The organism is Pseudoalteromonas sp. SG44-8 (genome assembly GCF_014164125.1).
In the GTDB taxonomy this organism is placed as follows: domain Bacteria; phylum Pseudomonadota; class Gammaproteobacteria; order Enterobacterales; family Alteromonadaceae; genus Pseudoalteromonas; species Pseudoalteromonas rhizosphaerae.
The window spans coordinates 29967-51073 of sequence record NZ_JACJEQ010000023.1 but is presented as its reverse complement, the minus strand read 5'-3'; the positions used below and the strand labels follow the sequence as shown (position 1 = coordinate 51073).

Below are 21107 nucleotides of genomic sequence, written 5' to 3'. Positions count from 1 at the left end.
AAAGAACCGGATTGAGTATTGACTCAGTCCCCAAATTTGTCCAATTTTTTTGCCAATAGTTCAATTTAAAAACAGTAAAATAGTGTGAGTTTACAGTCTGAATTATCTAAACTTTTGTTTATCAATAATAAAGCACTAAGTTGAAAGTTTTTCAAGTTATTGAATATAAACATTGTTTGTTTTTTTATGATGAATACCACAACAAAGTCTTAGCAATTATGACGTTTGTAACAATACTGTCATCTTGGTGAAATATAATCTATCCAACGTTAAGATTTATAGGTGTTTTGATGACTTCCAATCCGAATAAACCGTCTTTTAATACGGATAGAAGCCGTCTATTTAAAGATCGGTTTGCCAAATTTAGCATTACCGCTGGCGGTATTATGGTATTAATAGCTTTGCTATTGATATTCTTCTATTTATTGTATGTTGTGCAACCTATTTTTGAATCAGCGAAGGTAGAAACGCGCGATAGTTTTGCGCTTAGCGATGCTGAACAAATTGTTGGCTTAGGTGTTGAAGAGCAAACAGAAATTGCTTTTTTACTGAGCAAACAAGGTAAGGTTGATTATTACAGTGTTGAGAAAAAGGGCTTTGGTAAAAAGCTTGCTAGCTTAGTTGTGCCACTTGACAGCGAAGTGAGTAGTTTTGCAACCAGCGCGCCATTTCAAGGGCATTACGCATACGGACTAGAAAATGGTTCGGTGATGATAGTGTCACCTAAATTCTTAGTTACCTTTCCTAATAACGAACGTAAATTAACCCCACGTTTGGGTTATCCACTTGGTGAAAAAACATTGCAGGTTGACGACAATGGTGCTGCCATTAAACAATTTGCATTTAGTCATTATGAAGATAAAACCGCTGTTGTGGCACAAACGGCTGACAAACGTGTGATTTTTAGCAGCTTTGTTGCTGAAGAAAACATGTTCAGCGGTGAAGTTGAATGGGTTGTAGAACGCACTGAACTTGATGTTGAAGGGCGCGTAGACCAACTCCTAATGTCGCCAGATACCACCCGTACTTTTGTTCGCTCAGCAAATCAAATTTATGTTTACGATACTCGTAATCCAAGCGAGGTTGAGCTGATCCAAATGCTTGCGGCGAATGAAGAAAATGCCAACTTGGTTTCGGCGCAATTATTAGCCGGAGCTAACTCGCTGATGCTAGCGAATGACAATGGTGAAGTTTCGCAGTGGTTTGAAATTAATACTGACGATGGCCGTGAATATCAAAAAATACGCGCGTTTGAAACCTCAAAGCAGCCTAAGCTAGATATATTCACTGAGTTTTATCGCCGTACGTTCTTTACCACCAGTTCTAATGGTGAGTTAGGCGTGTATTACACCACCAGCGAAGCAAAACTATGGCAAGGTAAAATCAGTGAAGGTCCGATTGAAAACTTTGCTATTGCACCACGCTCAAATGCGGCACTTATTCTAGCTGATGACAAATTAACCGTGGTTGAAATTCACAATGAACACCCTGAGGTGACTTGGTCAGCCTTGTGGCAAGAAGTGTGGTATGAGGGTTATCCAGAGCCGGGTTATATTTGGCAATCAACGTCTGCCGGTGATGACTTTGAAGCTAAGTTTTCTTTAGTGCCAATTTCATTTGGTACTATAAAAGCTGCTTTATATGCGATGCTATTCGCAGTGCCGATTGCGCTCTCTGCAGCAATTTATACCGCTTATTTTATGTCAGGTCCATTGCGTAAAGTAGTCAAACCAACGGTTGAAATAATGGAAGCATTACCAACCGTAATTTTAGGTTTTTTAGCAGGCTTATGGCTTGCGCCGTTGATAGAAGAGCATTTACCTGCGATTGTTGGCCTGTTATTTATGCTGCCGCTGGGGATTTTAGCGACCGCATTTGCGTGGACTAAATTACCAGAAAGCTTTCGTCACCGTGTTCCTGAAGGGGCTCACTCAATCTTACTAATACCAGTATTGTTACTGATTGGTTGGTTAGCCTTTGCGATGAGCGGGGTGGTTGAGTTGTGGATGTTTGACGGTAATGTTCGCCAGTATTTGACTAACGAATTGGGTCTGACTTTCGATCAACGTAATTCACTGGTAGTCGGTATTGCGATGGGTTTTGCGGTTATTCCGACTATTTTCTCTATCGCAGAAGATGCTGTATTTAGTGTGCCTAAGCATTTATCAAACGGTTCATTGGCGCTAGGCGCAACACAATGGCAAACCTTGGTTAGTGTGGTGTTATTAACCGCCAGCCCTGGTATTTTCTCTGCGGTCATGATGGGCTTAGGCCGCGCCGTAGGTGAAACGATGATTGTACTAATGGCAACGGGTAATACGCCAATAATGGATTGGAGTATTTTCCAAGGTATGCGTACTTTGGCCGCGAATATTGCAGTAGAAATGCCAGAATCGGAAGTGGGAAGTTCACACTATCGGATCTTATTCTTAGCCGCTTTTGTATTGTTCATATTCACCTTTATTTTCAACACAATTGCTGAGTTTGTGCGTCAGCAGTTGCGTGATAAATACAGCTCGATGTAAGTGGGAGACACGACATGTTAAAGCAGTGGTTTAAGTCAGGTTCTCCTTGGATATGGATGACAGGTGGTGCAGTAAGTATCAGTTTGATTTCTGTCTTAGGGTTATTAGCAATGATTGCTTGGAAAGGGTTAAGCTTTTTCTGGCCATCACAAGTAGTGCAATTAGAGCTACAAGGCTCGGTTGCGCAGCAAACCGTAATTGGTGAAATATACGACCGTGAAATGGTGCCTAAGTCTCGTCTTGAGGCAACCGGTGTTGATTTATCTGGTTATGATAAAGAGCAACTAGAGCGTTATTTAATTAAAACCGGTAACCGTGAATACGTTGATTTAGATTTTCGTTGGGTGTTAGAAACCGACATAAAATCAAATACCATGCCTGCGACCCTAGCTGTATTTGAGCGCAGTAAAAACGGTAACTTCTATGGCTACGTTGAACAGGTAATAAAAGACGGCCAAGTGATTACCGATAATAAAACTGAAGTATTAGAAGAATTAGTTGAACGTGCCGTTGAGCTTAATGAGCAAGCTCTTGATTTGCAAAACGGTGACATTGGTCATATTAACTATCAATTAGAGCGTTTACGTTTACAAGAGAAATCGTATTTACTTGATGATGCATTGACCGATGAACGAGTGGCTGAGCTTGCGCAACAGCGTGCAGATCTAAGAGCCGAGTATGGCGTACTTGAAAAGCAATTGTTTGCACTGCGCAAACAAGCTAAGCGTGATCAGGTAACCGTGAAAGATATGCGCGGTGAAATTGTTACTTTGCCTTTATATCAGGTTTTGGATTTTTGGTTTCCTAATGACATGAGCTTTGTTGCAAAGCTAGGTCACTATTTTGTACAACTAGGTAAATTTGTTTCAGATGATCCGCGTGAAGCTAATACCGAAGGTGGTGTATTCCCGGCAATCTTTGGTACTGTTTTTATGGTAATGTTGATGGCTGTAATCGTAACGCCGTTTGGGGTTGTAGCAGCTATATACTTACATGAATATGCGGCTAAAAATGCGGTTACCAAGATGATCCGTATCGCGGTCATTAACTTGGCTGGTGTTCCTTCAATTGTTTACGGTGTATTCGGCTTAGGATTCTTTGTTTATGTATTAGGTGGCAGTTTGGATCAATTGTTTTATCCAGAAGCCGCACCTAGTCCAGTATTTGGTACTCCAGGGGTACTTTGGTCTGCTTTAACGCTTGCTATTTTAACGCTGCCTGTGGTGATTGTATCAACCGAAGAAGGCTTATCACGTATCCCAAGTACGGTTCGTCATGGCTCTTTAGCACTGGGCGCAACGCAAGCTGAAACGTTATGGCGTATTATCGTGCCAATGGCAAGTCCTGCGATTATGACCGGTTTAATATTAGCGGTAGCGCGTGCTGCCGGCGAAGTTGCACCATTGATGCTAGTGGGTGTGGTGAAAATGGCACCGACATTACCGCTCGATGGTAACTTCCCGTATTTTCATCTAGATCGAAAGTTCATGCATTTAGGTTTTCATATATACGATGTTGGCTTCCAAAGCCCAAATGTTGAAGCGGCGCGTCCGCTAGTGTATGCCACCGCATTCTTATTGGTATCAGTAATTATTACACTGAATATCACCGCGATAGGCATACGTAACCATTTACGTGAAAAATTTAGATCGCTTGATCAATAATTAGTAAAGATTCTATAGGTAACAAACATGATTACAGTCGCTCCACAAGTAAACCAATCAAGCACGAGTTTGAAATTGGACTTAGACAATTTAAGCACCGAGCAAACGGCACTCGAGATCAAAAACTTAGATCTTTACTATGGTGAAAAGCAAGCGCTTAGCTCAGTGAATATGAATATTCCAAAAGGCCAAGTAACCGCATTTATCGGACCATCAGGGTGTGGTAAATCTACGTTATTGCGCTGTATTAACCGTATGAATGATCTGGTTGATATTTGCCGTATTGAAGGTGAAATTTTACTACACGGACAAAACATCTATGACAAAAAGGTAGATGTTGCAGCGCTGCGTCGCAATGTTGGTATGGTATTTCAGCGTCCGAACCCGTTTCCTAAATCAATCTACGAAAATGTGGTTTATGGCCTACGCTTACAAGGTATCAAAGAAAAACGTAAATTAGACGAGGTGGTTGAACAGTCACTGCGAGGCGCGGCACTGTGGGATGAAGTAAAAGATCGGCTTCACGATAGCGCATTTGGTTTGTCAGGTGGTCAGCAGCAACGTTTAGTGATTGCACGCTCTATCGCCATTGAGCCTGAAGTATTATTACTCGATGAGCCAACATCAGCATTGGATCCTATTTCAACACTGGTAATTGAAGAGCTTATCAACGATTTAAAAAATAAGTTTACCGTTGTTATCGTAACCCACAACATGCAACAAGCAGCGCGGGTTTCTGATCAAACGGCCTTTATGTACATGGGTGAATTAATAGAGTACTCAGATACCAATACGTTATTTACTACCCCAACGAAAAAGAAAACGGAAGATTATATCACCGGTCGTTACGGCTAGGCTGAGTCAAACTGTTTTTGGGTTACGTTAGCGATTTTGATAAGAAGGTAAACAATGGAACACAATATTAATAAGCATATTTCTGGCCGCTTTAACCAAGAGCTAGAAAACGTTCGTAACCATGTATTAAGCATGGGTGGCTTAGTTGAGCAGCAACTTAATAGCGCGCTTGATGCGGTAAGTAATGGCGATGCTGAGTTAGCGCGTAAAGTGCGTGAAAACGACTATAAAGTAAACGCCATGGAAGTAAATATTGATGAGGAATGTACCCGTATCATTGCTCGTCGTCAGCCAGCTGCAAGTGATTTACGCTTAGTGGTCGCGATTGCTAAAACCATTGCCGATTTAGAGCGTATTGGCGATGAGGCTGAGCGTATTGCTAAAGTTGCGCTAGATTCATTTACTAAAGATCAGCAAGATTTATTAGTTAACATCGAAAATATGGGTCGCCAAGTTTCAAAAATGCTGCATGATGTACTCGATGCTTTTGCACGTATGGATGTACAAAAAGCATTTGAAGTACACAAAGAAGATGCCAAGGTTGACCGTGAGTATGAAGCAATTACTCGTCAAATTATGACCTATATGATGGAAGATCCACGTTCAATTCCAAAAATTATGGATTTAGTTTGGTCGGTACGTTCATTGGAACGTATTGGCGACCGTTGTCAAAACATCTCTGAATATATTATTTACTTTGTTAATGGCAAAGATATTCGTCATACATCTCAAGAGGATATAGAAAAATCGTTATAGATTTTTTGATACCGTCTTGTTTTATTAAAGCGGCCAATGGTCGCTTTTCATGTTTTCGTTATAATTATAATGCTGTAGCGGCAGCTGTGATGTAATAAAAGCATTCACAATCGCGGTGAATGCTGTAAAATTCACGCCGCAAAGCATACTAATTTGATTTAAGGGTCAGTTATGCCTACAAACGCATTTTTAGGGGTATTCGCAAAATCTCCTATAAAGCCAATGGAAGATCACATCAAGAAGGTACATCAAGCAAGTAAAGCTTTGATCCCTTTTTTCAATCATGTATTTAAAGAAGAGTGGCAACAAGCAGAAGAGATTCGCTTGAACATTCGTACTTTAGAACGTGAAGCCGACGACATGAAAAGAAATATACGTTTACAATTACCGCGCGGTTTATTTATGCCGGTAGAGCGTACAGATTTGCTCGAACTCGTCACCCAGCAAGATAAAATTGCTAATAAAGCAAAAGACATTGCTGGTCGTGTAATTGGTCGTGAGATGACCATTCCAAAAGAAATTCAAGTTAACTTTTTAGCCTATGTAACTCGCTGTGTTGATGCAACTAAACAAGCATCAAACGCAATCAATGAGTTAGATGAGTTACTAGAAACTGGTTTTAAAGGTCGTGAAGTGACCTTAGTAGAAAAAATGCTCGTTGAATTGGATGCAATTGAACAAGACACGGATGATATGCAAATCATAATACGTCGCCAATTACGCGACGTCGAAGATGAACTCAATCCTGTAGATGTAATGTTTTTATATAAAATCATCGAATGGGTCGGCGAGCTTGCGGATATCGCAGAACGCGTTGGTTCGCGTCTTGAGCTGATGTTAGCTCGGTAATTTACACTCAGTTCAATAACGAAAGATTAGGGTTACACAATGGATATCATTGCATCTTATGGCACGGTATTAATTTTAATTGCCGCAGCAGTCGGTTTTTTTATGGCTTATGGTATTGGCGCGAATGACGTTGCTAATGCGATGGGCACATCGGTAGGTTCAAAAGCATTAACTATTAAACAAGCTATTTTTATAGCGATGATTTTTGAATTTGCAGGCGCCTACTTAGCTGGCGGCGAAGTAACATCGACAATTCGTAAAGGCATTATCGATTCTACGCCGTTTTTAGACCTGCCAGAACTTATGGTATTAGGGATGATCTCGGCATTATTTGCAGCGGGTAGTTGGTTGCTAATAGCTTCATTCTTAGGTTGGCCGGTATCAACCACGCATTCAATTATTGGCGCTATCATCGGATTTGCCTTAGTTGCAGTTGGCAGCGAAGCGATTCAATGGGACAAAGTTGCAGGTATTGTGGGGAGTTGGATTGTTACCCCGGCGATTTCAGGGTTTATTGCCTACTTAATATTTATGAGTGCGCAAAAGTTAATTTTTGACACCGATGCGCCACTTAATAATGCCAAACGCTATGTGCCTATTTACATGGGTTTAGCCGGTTTTATCATGTCTTTAGTAACCATCAAGAAAGGTTTAAAGCACATTGGTATTAATTTAGGTGCTGTTGAAGGTTATGCATTAGCAATCGGTATTGCTGTTATTGTTGGTATTATTGGTAAAATCGTTATTTCTCGGTTAAAGATTGATCCAAAAGCCGATAAGAAAATGCAATTTAATAACGTTGAGAAAGTATTTGCTATCTTAATGGTATTAACCGCATGTTGTATGGCATTTGCTCATGGTTCTAATGACGTGGCTAACGCGATTGGTCCGTTGGCTGCAGTTGTAAACATTGTTGAAAATAACGGTGAGATAGCTAAGCAAGCGACAATCGCATGGTGGATTTTACCACTAGGTGGTTTCGGTATTGTTGCAGGCCTTGCAATTTTAGGCAAAAAAGTAATTAAAACGATTGGTGAAGGCATTACGCATTTAACACCAAGTCGTGGTTTTGCTGCTGAATTAGCTGCTGCTTCTACAGTTGTAATTGCATCGGGAACAGGCTTACCAATTTCTACTACACAAACCTTAGTTGGCGCGGTATTAGGGGTAGGTATGGCACGTGGAATTGCTGCACTTAATATGGGTGTGATCAGAAACATTGTAGTTTCTTGGGTAATTACATTGCCAGTTGGCGCTGCCCTTGCTATTGTTATTTTCTACATACTGAGAACTGCCTTTGGAGTTTAAATCCAGCAGTCTTTAAGTATTACAGACTTTTAGCTTGAAAAGATCTCAACGCCCTTGGTGTTGGGGTCTTTTTATTTGTGGGTACAAAAAGTATGACGAACTTACCAAGTATTAAACAGCTGCAGTATTTATTGGCAGTTCATCAGCATCAACATTTTGGCCGCGCCGCAAGTGCGTGTTTTATTGGTCAATCAACACTCAGCAGTGCAATTCAAACCCTTGAAGAAACACTCGGTTGCCAACTCATAGAGCGTGAAAATCGTAGTTTGATGTTCACAGCCATCGGCGAAGAAGTGGTAGAGCGGGCACGCAAAATTATTGACGATACGCTAAGTGTTAGAGAGCTGACTAAAAGCCATTTAACACCGCTAAGCGGTACGCTCACCCTCGGAGTTATTCCAACGATAGCTAGTTTTATTGCGGCACCTCTATATCACCTTTGTCAGCAACAGTTTGCTGATTTAGAGTTGGTACTGGTTGAAGACACCAGTGATAGCTTGTTAGATAAACTCGAGCATGGCCATATCGATATGGCGCTATTGGCACTACCTTACGATACTGATAAATTTCATACTCAAGTACTCGCGCAAGATCACTTTTGCTTAGTACATCATAAAGACTATTTACCTGCTAAGAATATAGAAGATTTTAACTTGTTACCGGAAGCCAGCGTGTTCTTATTAGAGCGAGAGCATTGTATGACAGGGCACGCATTAAGTGCTTGTCATTTAAATCGTTCAAGCTGTATCAATCCGTTTGAAGCGGCGAGCTTACACACCTTACTTAGCATGGTTGAGCACCAGTTCGGTGTCACTTTTTTACCGCAAATGGCGATTAACGCGGGTATTTTAGCGAACAAAAACATGCTTGCCACTCCCTCACAAAGTGACGCATACCGCGATATTGGCATTTTATGGCGCAAAACAACTGGTCGTATTCGAGATTTTCGTTTATTTAGCCAAATGCTAGAAAGCTTTTTAAAGCAGCAATGTCGCTTAATGCCAATCGACTTAAATATTTAACCATTCTAGCGAGCTAAATAAAGCGCTAACTGCGTTATAAATTTTTCATGTAGAACAACTATATGTCAAAATTTATGCCTTGTTATCACTCCATTTATCTGTCGCTATAAATGGTCAGTAACTTAACACGATTGGTATAACGACACAGGAATAGCTCATTTAGGTGAGCTTTTTTATTTATTTTCATTTATTTTTATCTTTTCCAAACTATCTGCTTCACTCTATCGACTAACCTCATAAGTAAAATAACTAAGCATCGAGAATCGTGTTTTTTCAATCAATAGAAACATTAATCGCCAAAGCACAACAAGGAAATAAGCGCGCCTGGCTTAAGCTGGTTAAGCAGCATGAAAGCCAAGTTTATAACTATTGTTTGCGGATGCTAAGTAACCCAGATGATGCCATGGACTTAATGCAAGAGGTGTTTATTTCGGTGTATAAAAGTCTGCCGAACTTTCGTGGTGAGTCGAGTTTTAATACTTGGGTATTTCAAATTGTGCATCGGCGTAGCGTTGAATACTACCGCCGTCGCAAGCATTATCAGAGCTTAGATGATGTGCCAGAACAGGCCTGTGAACACAGTGAATTAGAAGGTAATCGTGTAGCACAGGCCCAGCATCAGCAATTAAAAAGTATGTTGAATAAGTTACCGTGGGAGCAGCGTTTAGTGGTGGAGTTGAAATTTTTCCAGCATTGCACCTTTGAAGAGATTGCTGAGCAATTAGATATTTCAACTAATACTGCTAAGTCGCGGTTATACAGTGCATTAGGAAAATTAAAAGTTCATTTGGAGGCCGTAGATGGCTAGTTTAGAGTCGCTTTTTGAGCAATGGTTAGATGGTAAAGTTTTGAGCGATAAACAATTGCAGCAGCTCGAAAATGATCCCGAATATGCAGCGTTGATGAGCCAAGCGCAAGTATGGCAACAGCATAGCCGTGACTATAAGGCTGTACCTGTACCAATCTGGGATCGCCAATCAACAATATCGCAGTTCTCAGCTGTGCGTGTGTTTAGCGTCGCTGGAGCGTGGGCTGTTGCAGCATCAGTATTGGTTTGTTCGTTAATCTTTTTAGTTATACCGCAATCAGATGCGCAGGGGTTACTTGCACAAGTAACGAAACAAACACATTTATTGCAGTCTCAACAAAAGCAAATTGACCAAATGCAAAGAATTATTACTGCGCAAAATCAATTGCAACAACAGCAGATGTATCAATTAGCAAAAGAGGCCATTGCAACAGGACGAGTTGAACGCCAAGAAGATATTGCCAGTTTAATCACTTACATCAAAACCCAGCGAGCTCAAGATCAAGCGTATCTACGGATGCAATTAAATGATTTAGCCGAACAAGTACAAGAGCAGCCAACAGCCGCGATTGCGAAAAATTAGGAGTATAGAGCATGAATAAAAAACTTATCAGCAGCGCCATAATGGCCATACTTGGGTGCTTAAGTGCTAATGTATCTGCGCAAGACCCTGCGGAGTTGGCATCAATACAGCGTGAAGTAGCAATAATGGAAAACATTTTAAGCAGCGCGTTAAAGCAAGATACCAATAAAAGGATCCGTGCGATTCAAGCCAACTATTTTGTTAAGCAGGGAGTGGTATTTGAGCTGGACGTAAGAGGCTCTAGCCGCTGGCAGACTATTTTTAGTAACGCACCTAATGCGCCGTTACCACCGCTGCCTGAAATTGATTTTGCTAATATGGATATTGAAATTATCAGTGATCAAGTAGAGTTTATTACCGAAGATGTTGTTGAATCATCACGAGAAGCTTATCAACAAGCGATGGAACTAATGCGTGAAGGCGCAGAACAAGTGCGCGAAATTGCAGAGCAAGAGCGTGATGTGGGCCGAAAGTTGCGGGATTTAGAGCGTGAAAAGCGCGATTTAGAGTTTGCCAGCCGCCATGATAATAGCGCCGAAGAGAAACAGCTTGAACAACGCAAAAAAGCGTTAGAAAAAGATATCGCGAAGCTGGAAAAACAACAAACTACACTCACTAAACAGCAGCAACAGCTACGCCAAAATATCAATGCAAAGCATGCAGAGCGTGAGCAACAACAAGCCGCAGAGCAACAACAGTTACTGGAGCAAGTAAGTACAAGTATCAGTCTTACGTTATGTGATTACGGTAGTGGTTTACGTAGTTTGCCAAACGACGAGCATGTGAGTTTTGTTCTTAAAGGGCTCGGCGATAAAAATACGAGTTTAATAAAAGTATTTAATAAATCAGATATTAAAAAGTGTGTCGCCGGCGATATCAAAGCCAGCGAACTGACTAAAAAAGCTATTAGCTACCAATTTTAATTAGCCAAGCTGATATTAACTCAGCTCAATTAATAACTTATCCCTGACCAACAAGCAGCCGTATTATAAAGGCTGCTTTTCGTTATGCCCTTCATATTCAAACTGTTTATTGAATGGCGTAATATCTGGTAAAAATAACAAATAAACCCACACCACTAAGTTAAAGTAGGGGATCAAACCTAAGCAGGTAAAAGTTACAACCGGGTAACCTTTGATACTGGCATATCGATAGCATTGGTAAGTTATCCCTAAGTTTACCGCTAATAGTAACACTATTAATTGCATCATAATTCACTCCATAAATTGACAATGATACTAATAACAACATGTTAGTTTGTAAGTGGCATGTTGCTATGATTTAACGATGTCATGTGAAATTTCGATTATCATCATAATCACAAGACATTTATCGCCCGATGAGCAAAGTATAGATGAGTTATCACAAGATGGAAGTAAAAAAATGCGTAGATTTGTATGAAAAGTTCGCTATTTTAGCTAGGTGGTTGTTCGTAAAAAGTTTTGTTTTGATAAATTTTTTGTAACTGATGTTTGATTTTTTCTACGGGCACCGGGCGTGAAATAAAGTAGCCTTGGCCATAATCAACACCTATTTCTTTTAGTGCTAAAAAGATCTCTTCATTTTCAACATATTCAGCAACTGAACGCTTATTGAGCGAGCGACTAATATCGTTTATTGCTTTAACTAACGCCAAGTCGATTGGATCATTAAGCATATCGCGAACAAACGAACCGTCTATTTTTACGTGTTGAGCTGGCAGTTGCTTAAGATAATTAAAGGTGCTAAAGCCAGTGCCAAAGTCATCAATTGAGAAATGACAGCCCAAGCGATTGAGCTTTTCGATCATCGCACGAGTGGCAGTTAAATTATTGATACTGGCGGACTCGGTGATCTCAAAAATAACCCGGGTAGGGCTGATATCGCACTTTTCAAGGGTCGATTCGATATGCGGTAATAGGCGTTCATCTAAAAACGATTGCGCAGATAGGTTTATTGCAACTTGATTTAGCTCAGGGTTAGCGGCAATGGCAGAAATTGCATTGCTGATCACACATTGATCCATTAAGTAAGTGTCGTTCAATAATTCAAGTGACGGAATAAATTGGTTTGGATAAACCAGTTCACCGTCGAGTTTTAAGCGTAACAGTGCTTCAAAATAAGCGACACCACCATGTTTAAAGTCCCAAATAGGCTGGTAATGTAATTCAATTTGGTTTTGTTGCAATGCTTGGCGAATGCTGTGTCCCCACTCTAATCCAGCTTGCAAGGTGTTATGGCTGGCATCTTCTTTAGAGTAACAATGAACCAAATTACGGCCTAAGCTTTTAGCAACGTACAAGGCAATATCAGCTTGTTTTAAGCATTCACTCGGATCATGGTTCGCTGCTGTTATTTGCGTTAAGCCAATTGAGCAGCTAATTGAATAAACTTGTTCTTCAGATTTAAACTGATGACCTTCAATAGCCATGCAAATACTTTCAGCTATCAAGTGTGCATCAAGCAGATTCATATTATTTAAGATCACCGCAAATTCATCACCACCAATGCGACACACTAAGTGTTCATCACTGATATTGGCGTTAAATAGTTGCGCAACTTCTTTAAGAACTATATCGCCTTGTTGATGGCCTTTACTGTCATTAATTATTTTAAAATGATCGAGGTCAATATAAATTAAAGCATGCTCTATGTCGCCATTAGTGCGTTGCGGCTGGCAAATTCGATTGAGTTGTTGATCAAAATAATAGCGGTTATGTAAGCCGGTTAAGGTATCATGTAGTGCTAAATGGCGCAGCTGTAATTCAGCTTGTTTGCGCTCATGAATATTATCTATTGTGGCGGTGATCGTGGCAGCATTACTGCTGTTTTTGATTAGTTGTAAGCGGCACTCAACCCAAATAGCTTGACCATCTTTATGAATAATTTGCACTTCAACCTGCTGTTGCAAGGCACCGCCATGCAAAATACTGCTAATTGTTTGCAGTAGTTTATCTTTGCAATCATTGATACAAAAGTCAGAGAGTGCTTTGCTCAAGGTTTGTTTTATGCCAAACCCACTGAGTGCTTCCCACGCAGGGTTGATAAAACGAATGCGGCCTTGTTCATCAAATTCAAGCACCACAGTATTAAGATGTAATAGTATCCGCTGATGGGCTGAAAATAGCTCCTTATAGCGGCTTTGACTTTGACTTAGCTGTTCTACTTTTTGTGCAAACTCTGCATAACTGACCATAAAATCTTCACGGCGCGCAGCATGGTCGCATACTTTACTTAACAAGGTTTGTTCATATGGTGCACGAATAAAATCAGTGACCCCTGAAAGCAATAGTTGTTCAGCATGATCGGCATCTTTCGTGTCTATAATGGTTACAATGGCTTGTTTTGGGTTGTGTTGTAAAATCTCTTCAACTAATTGACTGGCAGCTCCTGCGTGTGCTGCGGTTGCATCAAGTAACACAATGGCAAACTTTTGCTGCAAATAGATTGATAATGCTTGTTTATTACTAGAAACATGGGTGCAGGCAAAGTTTAGCTGTAATTGTTGCGCTATTTCAGCTGCTTTGTCACTGTCGGTTTCGAGCAGCAACAAGTCTAAACGACTACTTTTTTCTAAATGCGTTGATAACACATTTGCCAGTACCTGTGGCAGCATATCTTGGCGTTCAAATGGCAATACTGCATCTATGCCATAACTGCGTGCTGTCGTTTCGGCTATTCGCTCACAATAGATAGGCGGAGTTAGTACAATTGGTGTATTTTTTGGGGTTTTTAATAACCCTGAACGGATCATCCGAGAAAATCGCCAACCATCTATTTTACCAACATTAAGACCGGTAATAATGACATCGACCGCTTGAGATTTAAGAATTTCGAGGGCTTGCTGGCTATCGGCTACTTCAAGGAAAGTAAATACATTGAGCCGATTTAAGGTTGACTTAACAGCCTGACGCTCAGCGACACTGGCGTTTAAGATCAGCAAAGTTAGCTGCTTAGCCATTTATGTCACACCTCTTATAAACCTAGATCTAATTAAGTTGAGTAGAATAATGCCATTTGTCTCGAACCACAAGAGAACATTCCATTGTATTTTAATTAAAGCCGTTGGTTGAGCTAATAGCGCGATGCAGTTAAACTTGGCGCGACTTTTTTGATCTGGATATATCCTATGCGCGTGGCTGATTTTAGCTTTGACTTACCTGATGAATTAATTGCTCGTTTTCCTAAACAGGATCGAACCAGCAGTCGCTTATTAACCTTAGATGGCCCAAGTGGCGCTGTAGAACATAAAATATTTAGCGATATTATTGATTTAGTAAATGAAAATGACTTGTTGGTATTTAACAATACCAAAGTGATCCCTGCTCGTATGTATGGCCAAAAAGCGTCAGGTGGCAAAGTTGAAGTCTTAGTGGAGCGAGTGCTTGATGAGCACCGCGTGCTGGCTCATGTACGAGCAAGTAAATCACCAAAACCAGGTACAGAACTTATTCTCGAAGGTAAAGCGCAGGCGACTATGGTGGGTCGTCATGGCGAATTATTTGAACTAGAGTTTAGCGATAGTCAAAATGTACTGGAAATTTTAAACGATATTGGCCATATGCCACTGCCACCTTATATTGACCGTCCAGATACTGACGAAGACCGCAAACGCTATCAAACAGTTTACGGTGAAAAACCTGGCGCGGTTGCAGCGCCAACTGCTGGCCTACATTTTGACGATACGCTCATGGCAGCAATAAAAGCTAAGGGCGTAAACATGGCATTTGTTACTCTGCATGTTGGCGCGGGCACATTTCAGCCGGTACGCGTAGACTCGGTTGATGATCATATAATGCACTCCGAATACATTGAAGTGCCTGATGATGTTGTTGCAGCAGTCGCTGCAACCAAAGCTAACGGCGGCAGAGTGATTGCGGTAGGCACAACTTCGGTACGTTCATTGGAATCAGCAGCTAAGATACATGGCGGCCAATTAGCCAGTTACTTTGGTGACACCGATATTTTTATTTACCCAGGTTATCAATTTAACGTAGTTGATGCCATGGTCACTAATTTTCACTTGTCAGAATCGACATTGATCATGTTGGTTAGTGCATTTGCTGGGCAAGATAATATTATGAGTGCATACCAAACTGCAATTGCACAAAAATACCGCTTTTTTAGCTACGGCGATGCGATGTTTTTAACCCGTAAATAGTTTTTTCTATAAAAGCACTTAAAGCCCAGCCTTGCGTTGGGCTTTTTAGTTTTGATTTTTGCACTTTTAATTTCAGCTTTGAGCCCAATTAATAGTAATGGTTTTACAAAAAGGGTAGAATCGAGCGGTTAAATTATAGCTTGTTGGACTGTTTTTCTGACATTTGAGGATGATATGAAGTTTGAATTAGACCGTACAGACGGTAAAGCCCGCCGCGGCCGCTTGATTTTTGATAGAGGCGTAGTCGAAACGCCAGCATTTATGCCAGTAGGTACTTACGGTACTGTCAAAGGTATGACCCCAGATGAAGTCAAAGACACTGGTGCGCATATTTGCCTAGGTAACACCTTCCATTTAATGCTTCGCCCTGGTACTGAAATCATCAAGCAGCATGGTGGATTACATGGTTTTATGAATTGGGATAAACCAATTTTAACCGACTCAGGCGGTTTTCAAGTGTTTAGCTTAGGCGCAATGCGTAAAATTACCGAAGAAGGTGTATTGTTTAGCTCGCCTGTTAACGGTGAAAAAATTATGCTTTCACCAGAAAAAGCCATGCAAGTGCAGCGTGATTTAGGTTCAGACATCGTAATGATTTTTGACGAATGTACGCCTTATCCTGCCACCGAAAAAGAAGCTAAAGATTCAATGGAGTTATCACTTCGTTGGGCTAAGCGTTCAAAAGAAGGTCACGGTGACAATCCATCAGCTTTATTTGGTATTATCCAAGGTGGTATGTATCCGGAGTTGCGTGCTCAGTCACAACAAGGTCTTGAAGAAATTGGTTTTGATGGCTACGCACTCGGTGGTTTATCGGTCGGTGAGCCAAAAAATGAGATGATTAACATTCTTGATCACTGTGCTTATAAAATGCCAGAGAACAAACCCCGTTACCTTATGGGTGTAGGTAAACCTGAAGACTTAGTTGAAGCCGTTCGTCGCGGTATCGATATGTTTGACTGTGTAATGCCAACTCGTAATGCGCGTAATGGTCATTTATTTATAACCGGTGGCATTGTGAAAATTCGTAATGCTGTGCACAAAACAGATACCGGCCCACTTGATCCTGAGTGTGATTGCCATACTTGTAAGAATTATTCGCGCGCGTACCTACATCATCTTGATAAATGTAACGAAATTTTAGGTGCACGACTAAACACAATTCATAACTTACGTTACTATCAGCGCGTTATGGAAGGTTTACGTAATGCGATCGGTGACGGTAAGTTAGATGAATTCGTAAATGATTTTTATGCACGCCGCGGCCTAGAAGTGCCAGAGCTTGCAGATACCACAAATTAAATTTAAAAATTAAAGAGGAAGTGTTATGAGTTTATTTATTTCAAACGCCCACGCAAGTGCGGCAGGTGCAGCGCCAGCCGGTGGTGGTTATGAGATGTTGATCATGCTAGCTATCTTTGGCTTAGTATTTTACTTCTTGATTTACCGTCCACAAGCTAAGCGTGTAAAAGAACATAAAGCGCTGATGAATGCGATGGCAAAAGGCGATGAAGTTCTTACTCAAGGTGGTTTAGTGGGTAAAATCGCTAAAATCTCTGACGATAAAGATTTCATTGTTATTTCACTTAACGATCAAGCTGAAGTAACTGTACAAAAATCAGCAGTGTCAGCAGTATTGCCTAAAGGCACAATGAAGTCGCTATAATAATAATAATAATAAGGACGCCCACGTGTTAAACAAGTTTCCATTATGGAAGTATTTACTTGTTCTAGCTGTGATTGCGGTAGGTCTTTTATATGCCTCTCCTAATTTGTATGGTCGTGATCCGGCCATACAAATTTCAGGTACTAAAGGAACTGATGCAGATCTAGCTGTAGTAGACAAAGTAAATGCGACCCTCAAAGAGCACAATGTTACCGTAAAATCAGTTAAGTTCGAAAACGGCCAAGTGTTGATCCGCTTTAAAAATGTTGAAGAGCAGCTTAAAGCGCAAGATTTATTGCGTGATTCATTGAGCGACGATTACATCTCAGCCATTAACATGGCCCCGGCGCAACCTCATTGGTTAAAAGCCCTTGGCGGCAATCCAATGAAATTGGGCTTGGATTTAAGTGGCGGTGTTCACTTTACGATGGAAATTGACATGGTGACAGCGGTTGATAACGCGCTGGAACAAATGGATCAAGACTATAAAAGTGATTTACGTGAAGAAAAACTACGCTATCGCACGGTACGTCGTGTAGCTGGTACTGAACGTATTCGTGTGGAGATGCGCAGCGCAGAAGATAAAGATGCGGCAGAGCGTTTTTTACAGTCACGCTACCCATTACACAACTACATTGATGATAGCTCTAACGATAACGCGTTTTATGCCACCATCAGCGAGCAAAAACTCAAAGAAATTCGTGACTATGCTATCAAGCAAAACGAAACCATTATCCGTAACCGTATTAACCAAATCGGTGTTGCTGAGCCTAACGTACAACGTCAAGGTGCAGAGCGTATTATTGTGCAGCTACCAGGTGTTCAAGATACTGCGCGTGCGAAAGAGATTTTGGGTGCTACAGCAACTCTTGAGTTTCGTGAAGTAGACGAAAATGCCGATCCAACGGCAGCAGCGCAAGGGCGTATTCCGCCTGGTACTGAAATGATCATGAGCCGTGATGGCTACCCAGTGGTACTTAAAAAACGCATTATTCTCGAAGGTAGTCACATTACTGGTGCGCAATCGGGTGCCGATGAATACCAACGTCCGCAAGTAAGTATTAGCCTTGATAGCAAAGGCGGCGCGAAAATGAATGCTTTCACTAAGCGTGCTATTGGCAAGCGTATGGCGACGGTATTTATAGAGTATAAGCCTTCTGGTAAAACAGACGAAAACGGTAAAGCGCTACCACCAATTAAGGTGGAAGAAGTGATCAACGTTGCAACTATACAAGCGCGTCTTGATCGTTCGTTTCGCATCACCGGCATTGATAACCCTGCAGAAGCACATAACTTAAGTTTATTACTACGTGCTGGAGCACTTGTTGCGCCAATTCAAATTGTTGAAGAGCGCACGGTAGGGCCAAGCTTAGGTCAAGAAAATATCGAAGCAGGTATGACAGCGGTTGCTTTAGGTTTCTTGTTTGTACTGATCTTTATGTTAGTTTATTACAAAGGTTTTGGCTTAGTCGCTAATATTGCCTTAGCAGCTAACTTAGTATTGATTGTGGGTGTTATGTCGTTGATCCCAGGCGCTGCACTAACACTGCCAGGTATTGCTGGTATCGTACTAACGGTAGGTATGGCAGTTGATGCCAACGTACTAATATTTGAGCGTATTCGCGAAGAGCTGGCCGATGGACGTAGTCCGCAACAGGCTGTTCATCATGGTTATGATAGTGCTTTTAGTACAATTTTTGATGCCAATATTACCACCTTAATTGCTGCGATTATCTTGTTCGCAGTGGGTACAGGCCCAATTGCTGGTTTCGCAGTGACACTTGCGATAGGTATTATCACCTCAATGTTTACAGCCATTGTTGGTACCCGTGCGGTAATCAACTTATGTATTGGTGGTAAGCGCATTGATAAGCTGTCAATTTAAGGAGCAGATATGCAAATTTTAAAATTAGGCGGCAGAACTTTAGGGTTTATGTCGCTGCGCAAAGTTGCTATGAGCATCTCAACGCTACTTATTTTGGCATCGTTCGCATCGTTCTTCGTTAAAGGTTTAAACTTTGGCTTAGATTTTACGGGCGGTACAGCGGTAGAAGTCGGTTTTGCACAACCAGCAGACTTAAAGAAAGTACGTTCAGTGTTAGCTGAAAATGGTTTTGCAGATGCATCAGTACAATTATTTGGTTCAAGCCAAGAGATTTTGGTTCGCTTAGCACCACGCGGTGATGATGTTAAAGCCGAAGTAATTGGTAACCAAGTAATTGATGCACTTAAAAAAGCCGATGATAGCGTAGTAATGCGTCGAATTGAGTTTGTTGGCCCAAGTGTAGGTGAAGACTTAAAAGAGCAGGGTGGCCTTGCCATGTTAACTGCGCTTATTTGTATCTTGATCTATGTGGCATTTCGCTTTGAGTGGCGTTTTGCGGTAGGCGCAGTGTCGGCACTTTTACACGATGTAATCATTACTTTAGGTTTGTTTTCAGTATTAGGGTTAGAGTTCGACTTAACCATATTGGCGGCAATACTGGCGGTAATAGGTTACTCTCTTAATGATACTATCGTTGTATCTGACCGTATTCGTGAGAACTTCCGCAAAGTGCGTATCGACGATACTGTTGAGATAATTGATATTTCATTAACGCAAACACTTAACCGTACTCTAGTAACTTCAATTACCACTATTTTAGTATTAATCGCCTTGTTTGCTTGGGGTGGTCAAACTATTCATGGTTTTGCTACAGCGCTGTTATTTGGTGTGTTTATTGGTACTTACTCTTCGATTTATGTTGCTAGTGCCGTTGCGCTTGCGATGGGCGTAAGTAAAGAAGACTTAATACCAGAAGTTATCGAAAAAGAAGGCGCAGATTTAGACGCTATGCCATAGGTATGATTCTAATTTTACGTTTAAAAAACCGCTCATTGAGCGGTTTTTTGCTTTTAGGTATTGATGCCGCGCAAGCTGTATTAGGGATCAGATTATAGGTGTCAGATTTCAGGTAGAGCTAGTCTCCAGCCTTCAATCTCTTGCATTTCACTTTTGTGTGTAGCGAAGCGCCTCTGTGCGCTCGTGAGCATAAAATTGCGCGAGGTAAACTCTAGCCTACGGGTTGGCATCGGTGTTTTAATATGCGTAGGCGCGACTTTATGCCTAGTAAGTTGTATTGAGGGGTTAGATTTCAGGTGGAGCTAGTCTCAGTCTTTAACCTAATGCCTTTCACTTCTTTGTGTAGCCTAGCGACTCGGTGTTCTCTGTGGTGAAATTTATTTTTAAGATAGAATACAGAGCAGATTTTTCGTGGCTGAAGCCAACTCCTACGAGTTAAAGCTTATAACTCAACCTCCGTGTAGCGAAGCGACTCGGTGTTCTCTGTGGTGAAATTGTTTTTTCAAATAGAATGCAGAGCAGGATTTTTCGTGGCTGAAGCCAACTCCTACGAGTGAAGAGTCGGGCTTAAACTTACCGCTTAAAGTTCTACAGCTTATGATTCAACCTCTGTGTAGCGAAGCGCCTCGGTGTTCTCTGTGGTGAAATTGTTTTTTCAAATAGAATGCAGAGCAGGATTTTTCGTGGCTGAAGCCAACTCCTACGAGTGAAGAGTCGGGCTTAAACTTATCGCTTAAAGTTCTACAGCTTATGATTCAACCTCTGTGTAGCGAAGCGACTCGGTGTTCTCTGTGGTGAAATTGTTTTTTCAAATAGAATGCAGAGCAGGTTTTTCGTGGCTGAAGCCAACTCCTACGAGTGAAGAGTCGGGCTTAAACTTACCGCTTAAAGCTTATGATTCAACCTTTGTGTAGCGAAGCGCCTCGGTGTTCTCTGTGGTGAAATTGTTTTTTCAAATAGAATGCAGAGCAGATTTTTCGTGGCTGAAGCCAACTCCTACGAGTTAAAGCTTATAACTCAACCTCCGTGTAGCGAAGCGACTCGGTGTTCTCTGTGGTGAAATTGTTTTTTCAAATAGAATGCAGAGCA

17 protein-coding genes are annotated in these 21107 nt (G+C 41.2%); 15 read left to right on the top strand and 2 right to left on the bottom strand.

Features of this window, described 5'->3' with window-relative positions; all coding sequences use genetic code 11:
• The first annotated feature begins 290 nt into the window (after positions 1-290).
• From H5163_RS15880 to H5163_RS15835, 10 genes are all read left to right on the top strand, one after another.
• A complete protein-coding gene (locus tag H5163_RS15880; protein ID WP_145238213.1) occupies positions 291-2525 on the top strand; it encodes an ABC transporter permease subunit in 2235 nt (744 codons plus the stop codon).
• 14 nt (positions 2526-2539) lie between these two features.
• Positions 2540-4189 (top strand): phosphate ABC transporter permease PstA, encoded by a 1650-nt coding sequence (gene pstA, locus H5163_RS15875; protein WP_145238216.1) that lies wholly within the window; start codon positions 2540-2542, stop codon positions 4187-4189.
• 27 nt (positions 4190-4216) lie between these two features.
• Entirely contained in the window at positions 4217-5044 is an 828-nt protein-coding gene (pstB, locus tag H5163_RS15870) for a phosphate ABC transporter ATP-binding protein PstB (RefSeq protein WP_145238219.1), read from the top strand.
• Positions 5045-5098: 54 nt separating this feature from the next.
• A complete protein-coding gene (gene phoU, locus H5163_RS15865; protein ID WP_064668157.1) occupies positions 5099-5800 on the top strand; it encodes a phosphate signaling complex protein PhoU in 702 nt (233 codons plus the stop codon).
• A 171-nt stretch (positions 5801-5971) separates the two neighbouring features.
• The gene (locus H5163_RS15860) at positions 5972-6649 is read left to right on the top strand and encodes a TIGR00153 family protein (RefSeq protein ID WP_145238222.1); all 678 of its coding nucleotides are present in this window, start codon (positions 5972-5974) and stop codon (positions 6647-6649) included.
• 39 nt (positions 6650-6688) lie between these two features.
• Positions 6689-7957 (top strand): inorganic phosphate transporter, encoded by a 1269-nt coding sequence (locus H5163_RS15855; RefSeq protein ID WP_145238225.1) that lies wholly within the window; start codon positions 6689-6691, stop codon positions 7955-7957.
• A 92-nt stretch (positions 7958-8049) separates the two neighbouring features.
• Positions 8050-8979, top strand: coding sequence for a hydrogen peroxide-inducible genes activator (locus H5163_RS15850; RefSeq protein WP_145238228.1), 930 nt, complete (start codon positions 8050-8052; stop codon positions 8977-8979).
• A gap of 265 nt (positions 8980-9244) precedes the next feature.
• Positions 9245-9787 (top strand): RNA polymerase sigma factor, encoded by a 543-nt coding sequence (locus H5163_RS15845; protein ID WP_182735511.1) that lies wholly within the window; start codon positions 9245-9247, stop codon positions 9785-9787.
• Positions 9780-10370: a hypothetical protein gene (locus H5163_RS15840; protein WP_145238235.1), complete on the top strand. Its 591-nt coding sequence runs from the start codon at positions 9780-9782 to the stop codon at positions 10368-10370. Before H5163_RS15845 ends, H5163_RS15840 begins: the two co-directional genes overlap by 8 nt.
• 11 nt (positions 10371-10381) lie before the next feature.
• The gene (locus tag H5163_RS15835; RefSeq protein WP_182732011.1) at positions 10382-11293 is read left to right on the top strand and encodes a hypothetical protein; all 912 of its coding nucleotides are present in this window, start codon (positions 10382-10384) and stop codon (positions 11291-11293) included.
• 63 nt (positions 11294-11356) lie between these two features.
• Here H5163_RS15835 and H5163_RS15830 read toward each other — a convergent pair whose 3' ends face one another.
• Together H5163_RS15830 and H5163_RS15825 are read right to left on the bottom strand one after the other, a co-directional pair.
• Positions 11357-11581, bottom strand: a complete 225-nt coding sequence (locus H5163_RS15830) for a hypothetical protein (protein ID WP_145238241.1) — start codon at positions 11579-11581, stop codon at positions 11357-11359.
• A 203-nt stretch (positions 11582-11784) separates the two neighbouring features.
• Positions 11785-14310, bottom strand: a complete 2526-nt coding sequence (locus H5163_RS15825; protein WP_145238244.1) for an EAL domain-containing protein — start codon at positions 14308-14310, stop codon at positions 11785-11787.
• 168 nt (positions 14311-14478) lie between these two features.
• Between H5163_RS15825 and queA the strand changes: the two genes are divergently transcribed.
• The 5 genes from queA to secF all read left to right on the top strand — a co-directional run bounded on the left by queA (position 14479) and on the right by secF (position 20018).
• Positions 14479-15510, top strand: coding sequence for a tRNA preQ1(34) S-adenosylmethionine ribosyltransferase-isomerase QueA (queA, locus tag H5163_RS15820; RefSeq protein WP_145238247.1), 1032 nt, complete (start codon positions 14479-14481; stop codon positions 15508-15510).
• A gap of 174 nt (positions 15511-15684) precedes the next feature.
• Positions 15685-16812 (top strand): tRNA guanosine(34) transglycosylase Tgt, encoded by a 1128-nt coding sequence (gene tgt / locus H5163_RS15815; RefSeq protein ID WP_182735510.1) that lies wholly within the window; start codon positions 15685-15687, stop codon positions 16810-16812.
• Between the two features lie 25 nt (positions 16813-16837).
• Complete coding sequence (gene yajC / locus H5163_RS15810) at positions 16838-17176, top strand: preprotein translocase subunit YajC (protein WP_182732013.1); 339 nt, start codon at positions 16838-16840, stop codon at positions 17174-17176.
• Between the two features lie 25 nt (positions 17177-17201).
• The gene (secD, locus tag H5163_RS15805; protein WP_145238253.1) at positions 17202-19061 is read left to right on the top strand and encodes a protein translocase subunit SecD; all 1860 of its coding nucleotides are present in this window, start codon (positions 17202-17204) and stop codon (positions 19059-19061) included.
• Positions 19062-19070: 9 nt separating this feature from the next.
• Positions 19071-20018 carry a protein translocase subunit SecF gene (secF, locus tag H5163_RS15800; RefSeq protein ID WP_145238256.1) on the top strand — a complete coding sequence of 316 codons (948 nt, stop codon included), beginning with the start codon at positions 19071-19073 and terminating at the stop codon, positions 20016-20018.
• Positions 20019-21107: the final 1089 nt, after the last annotated feature.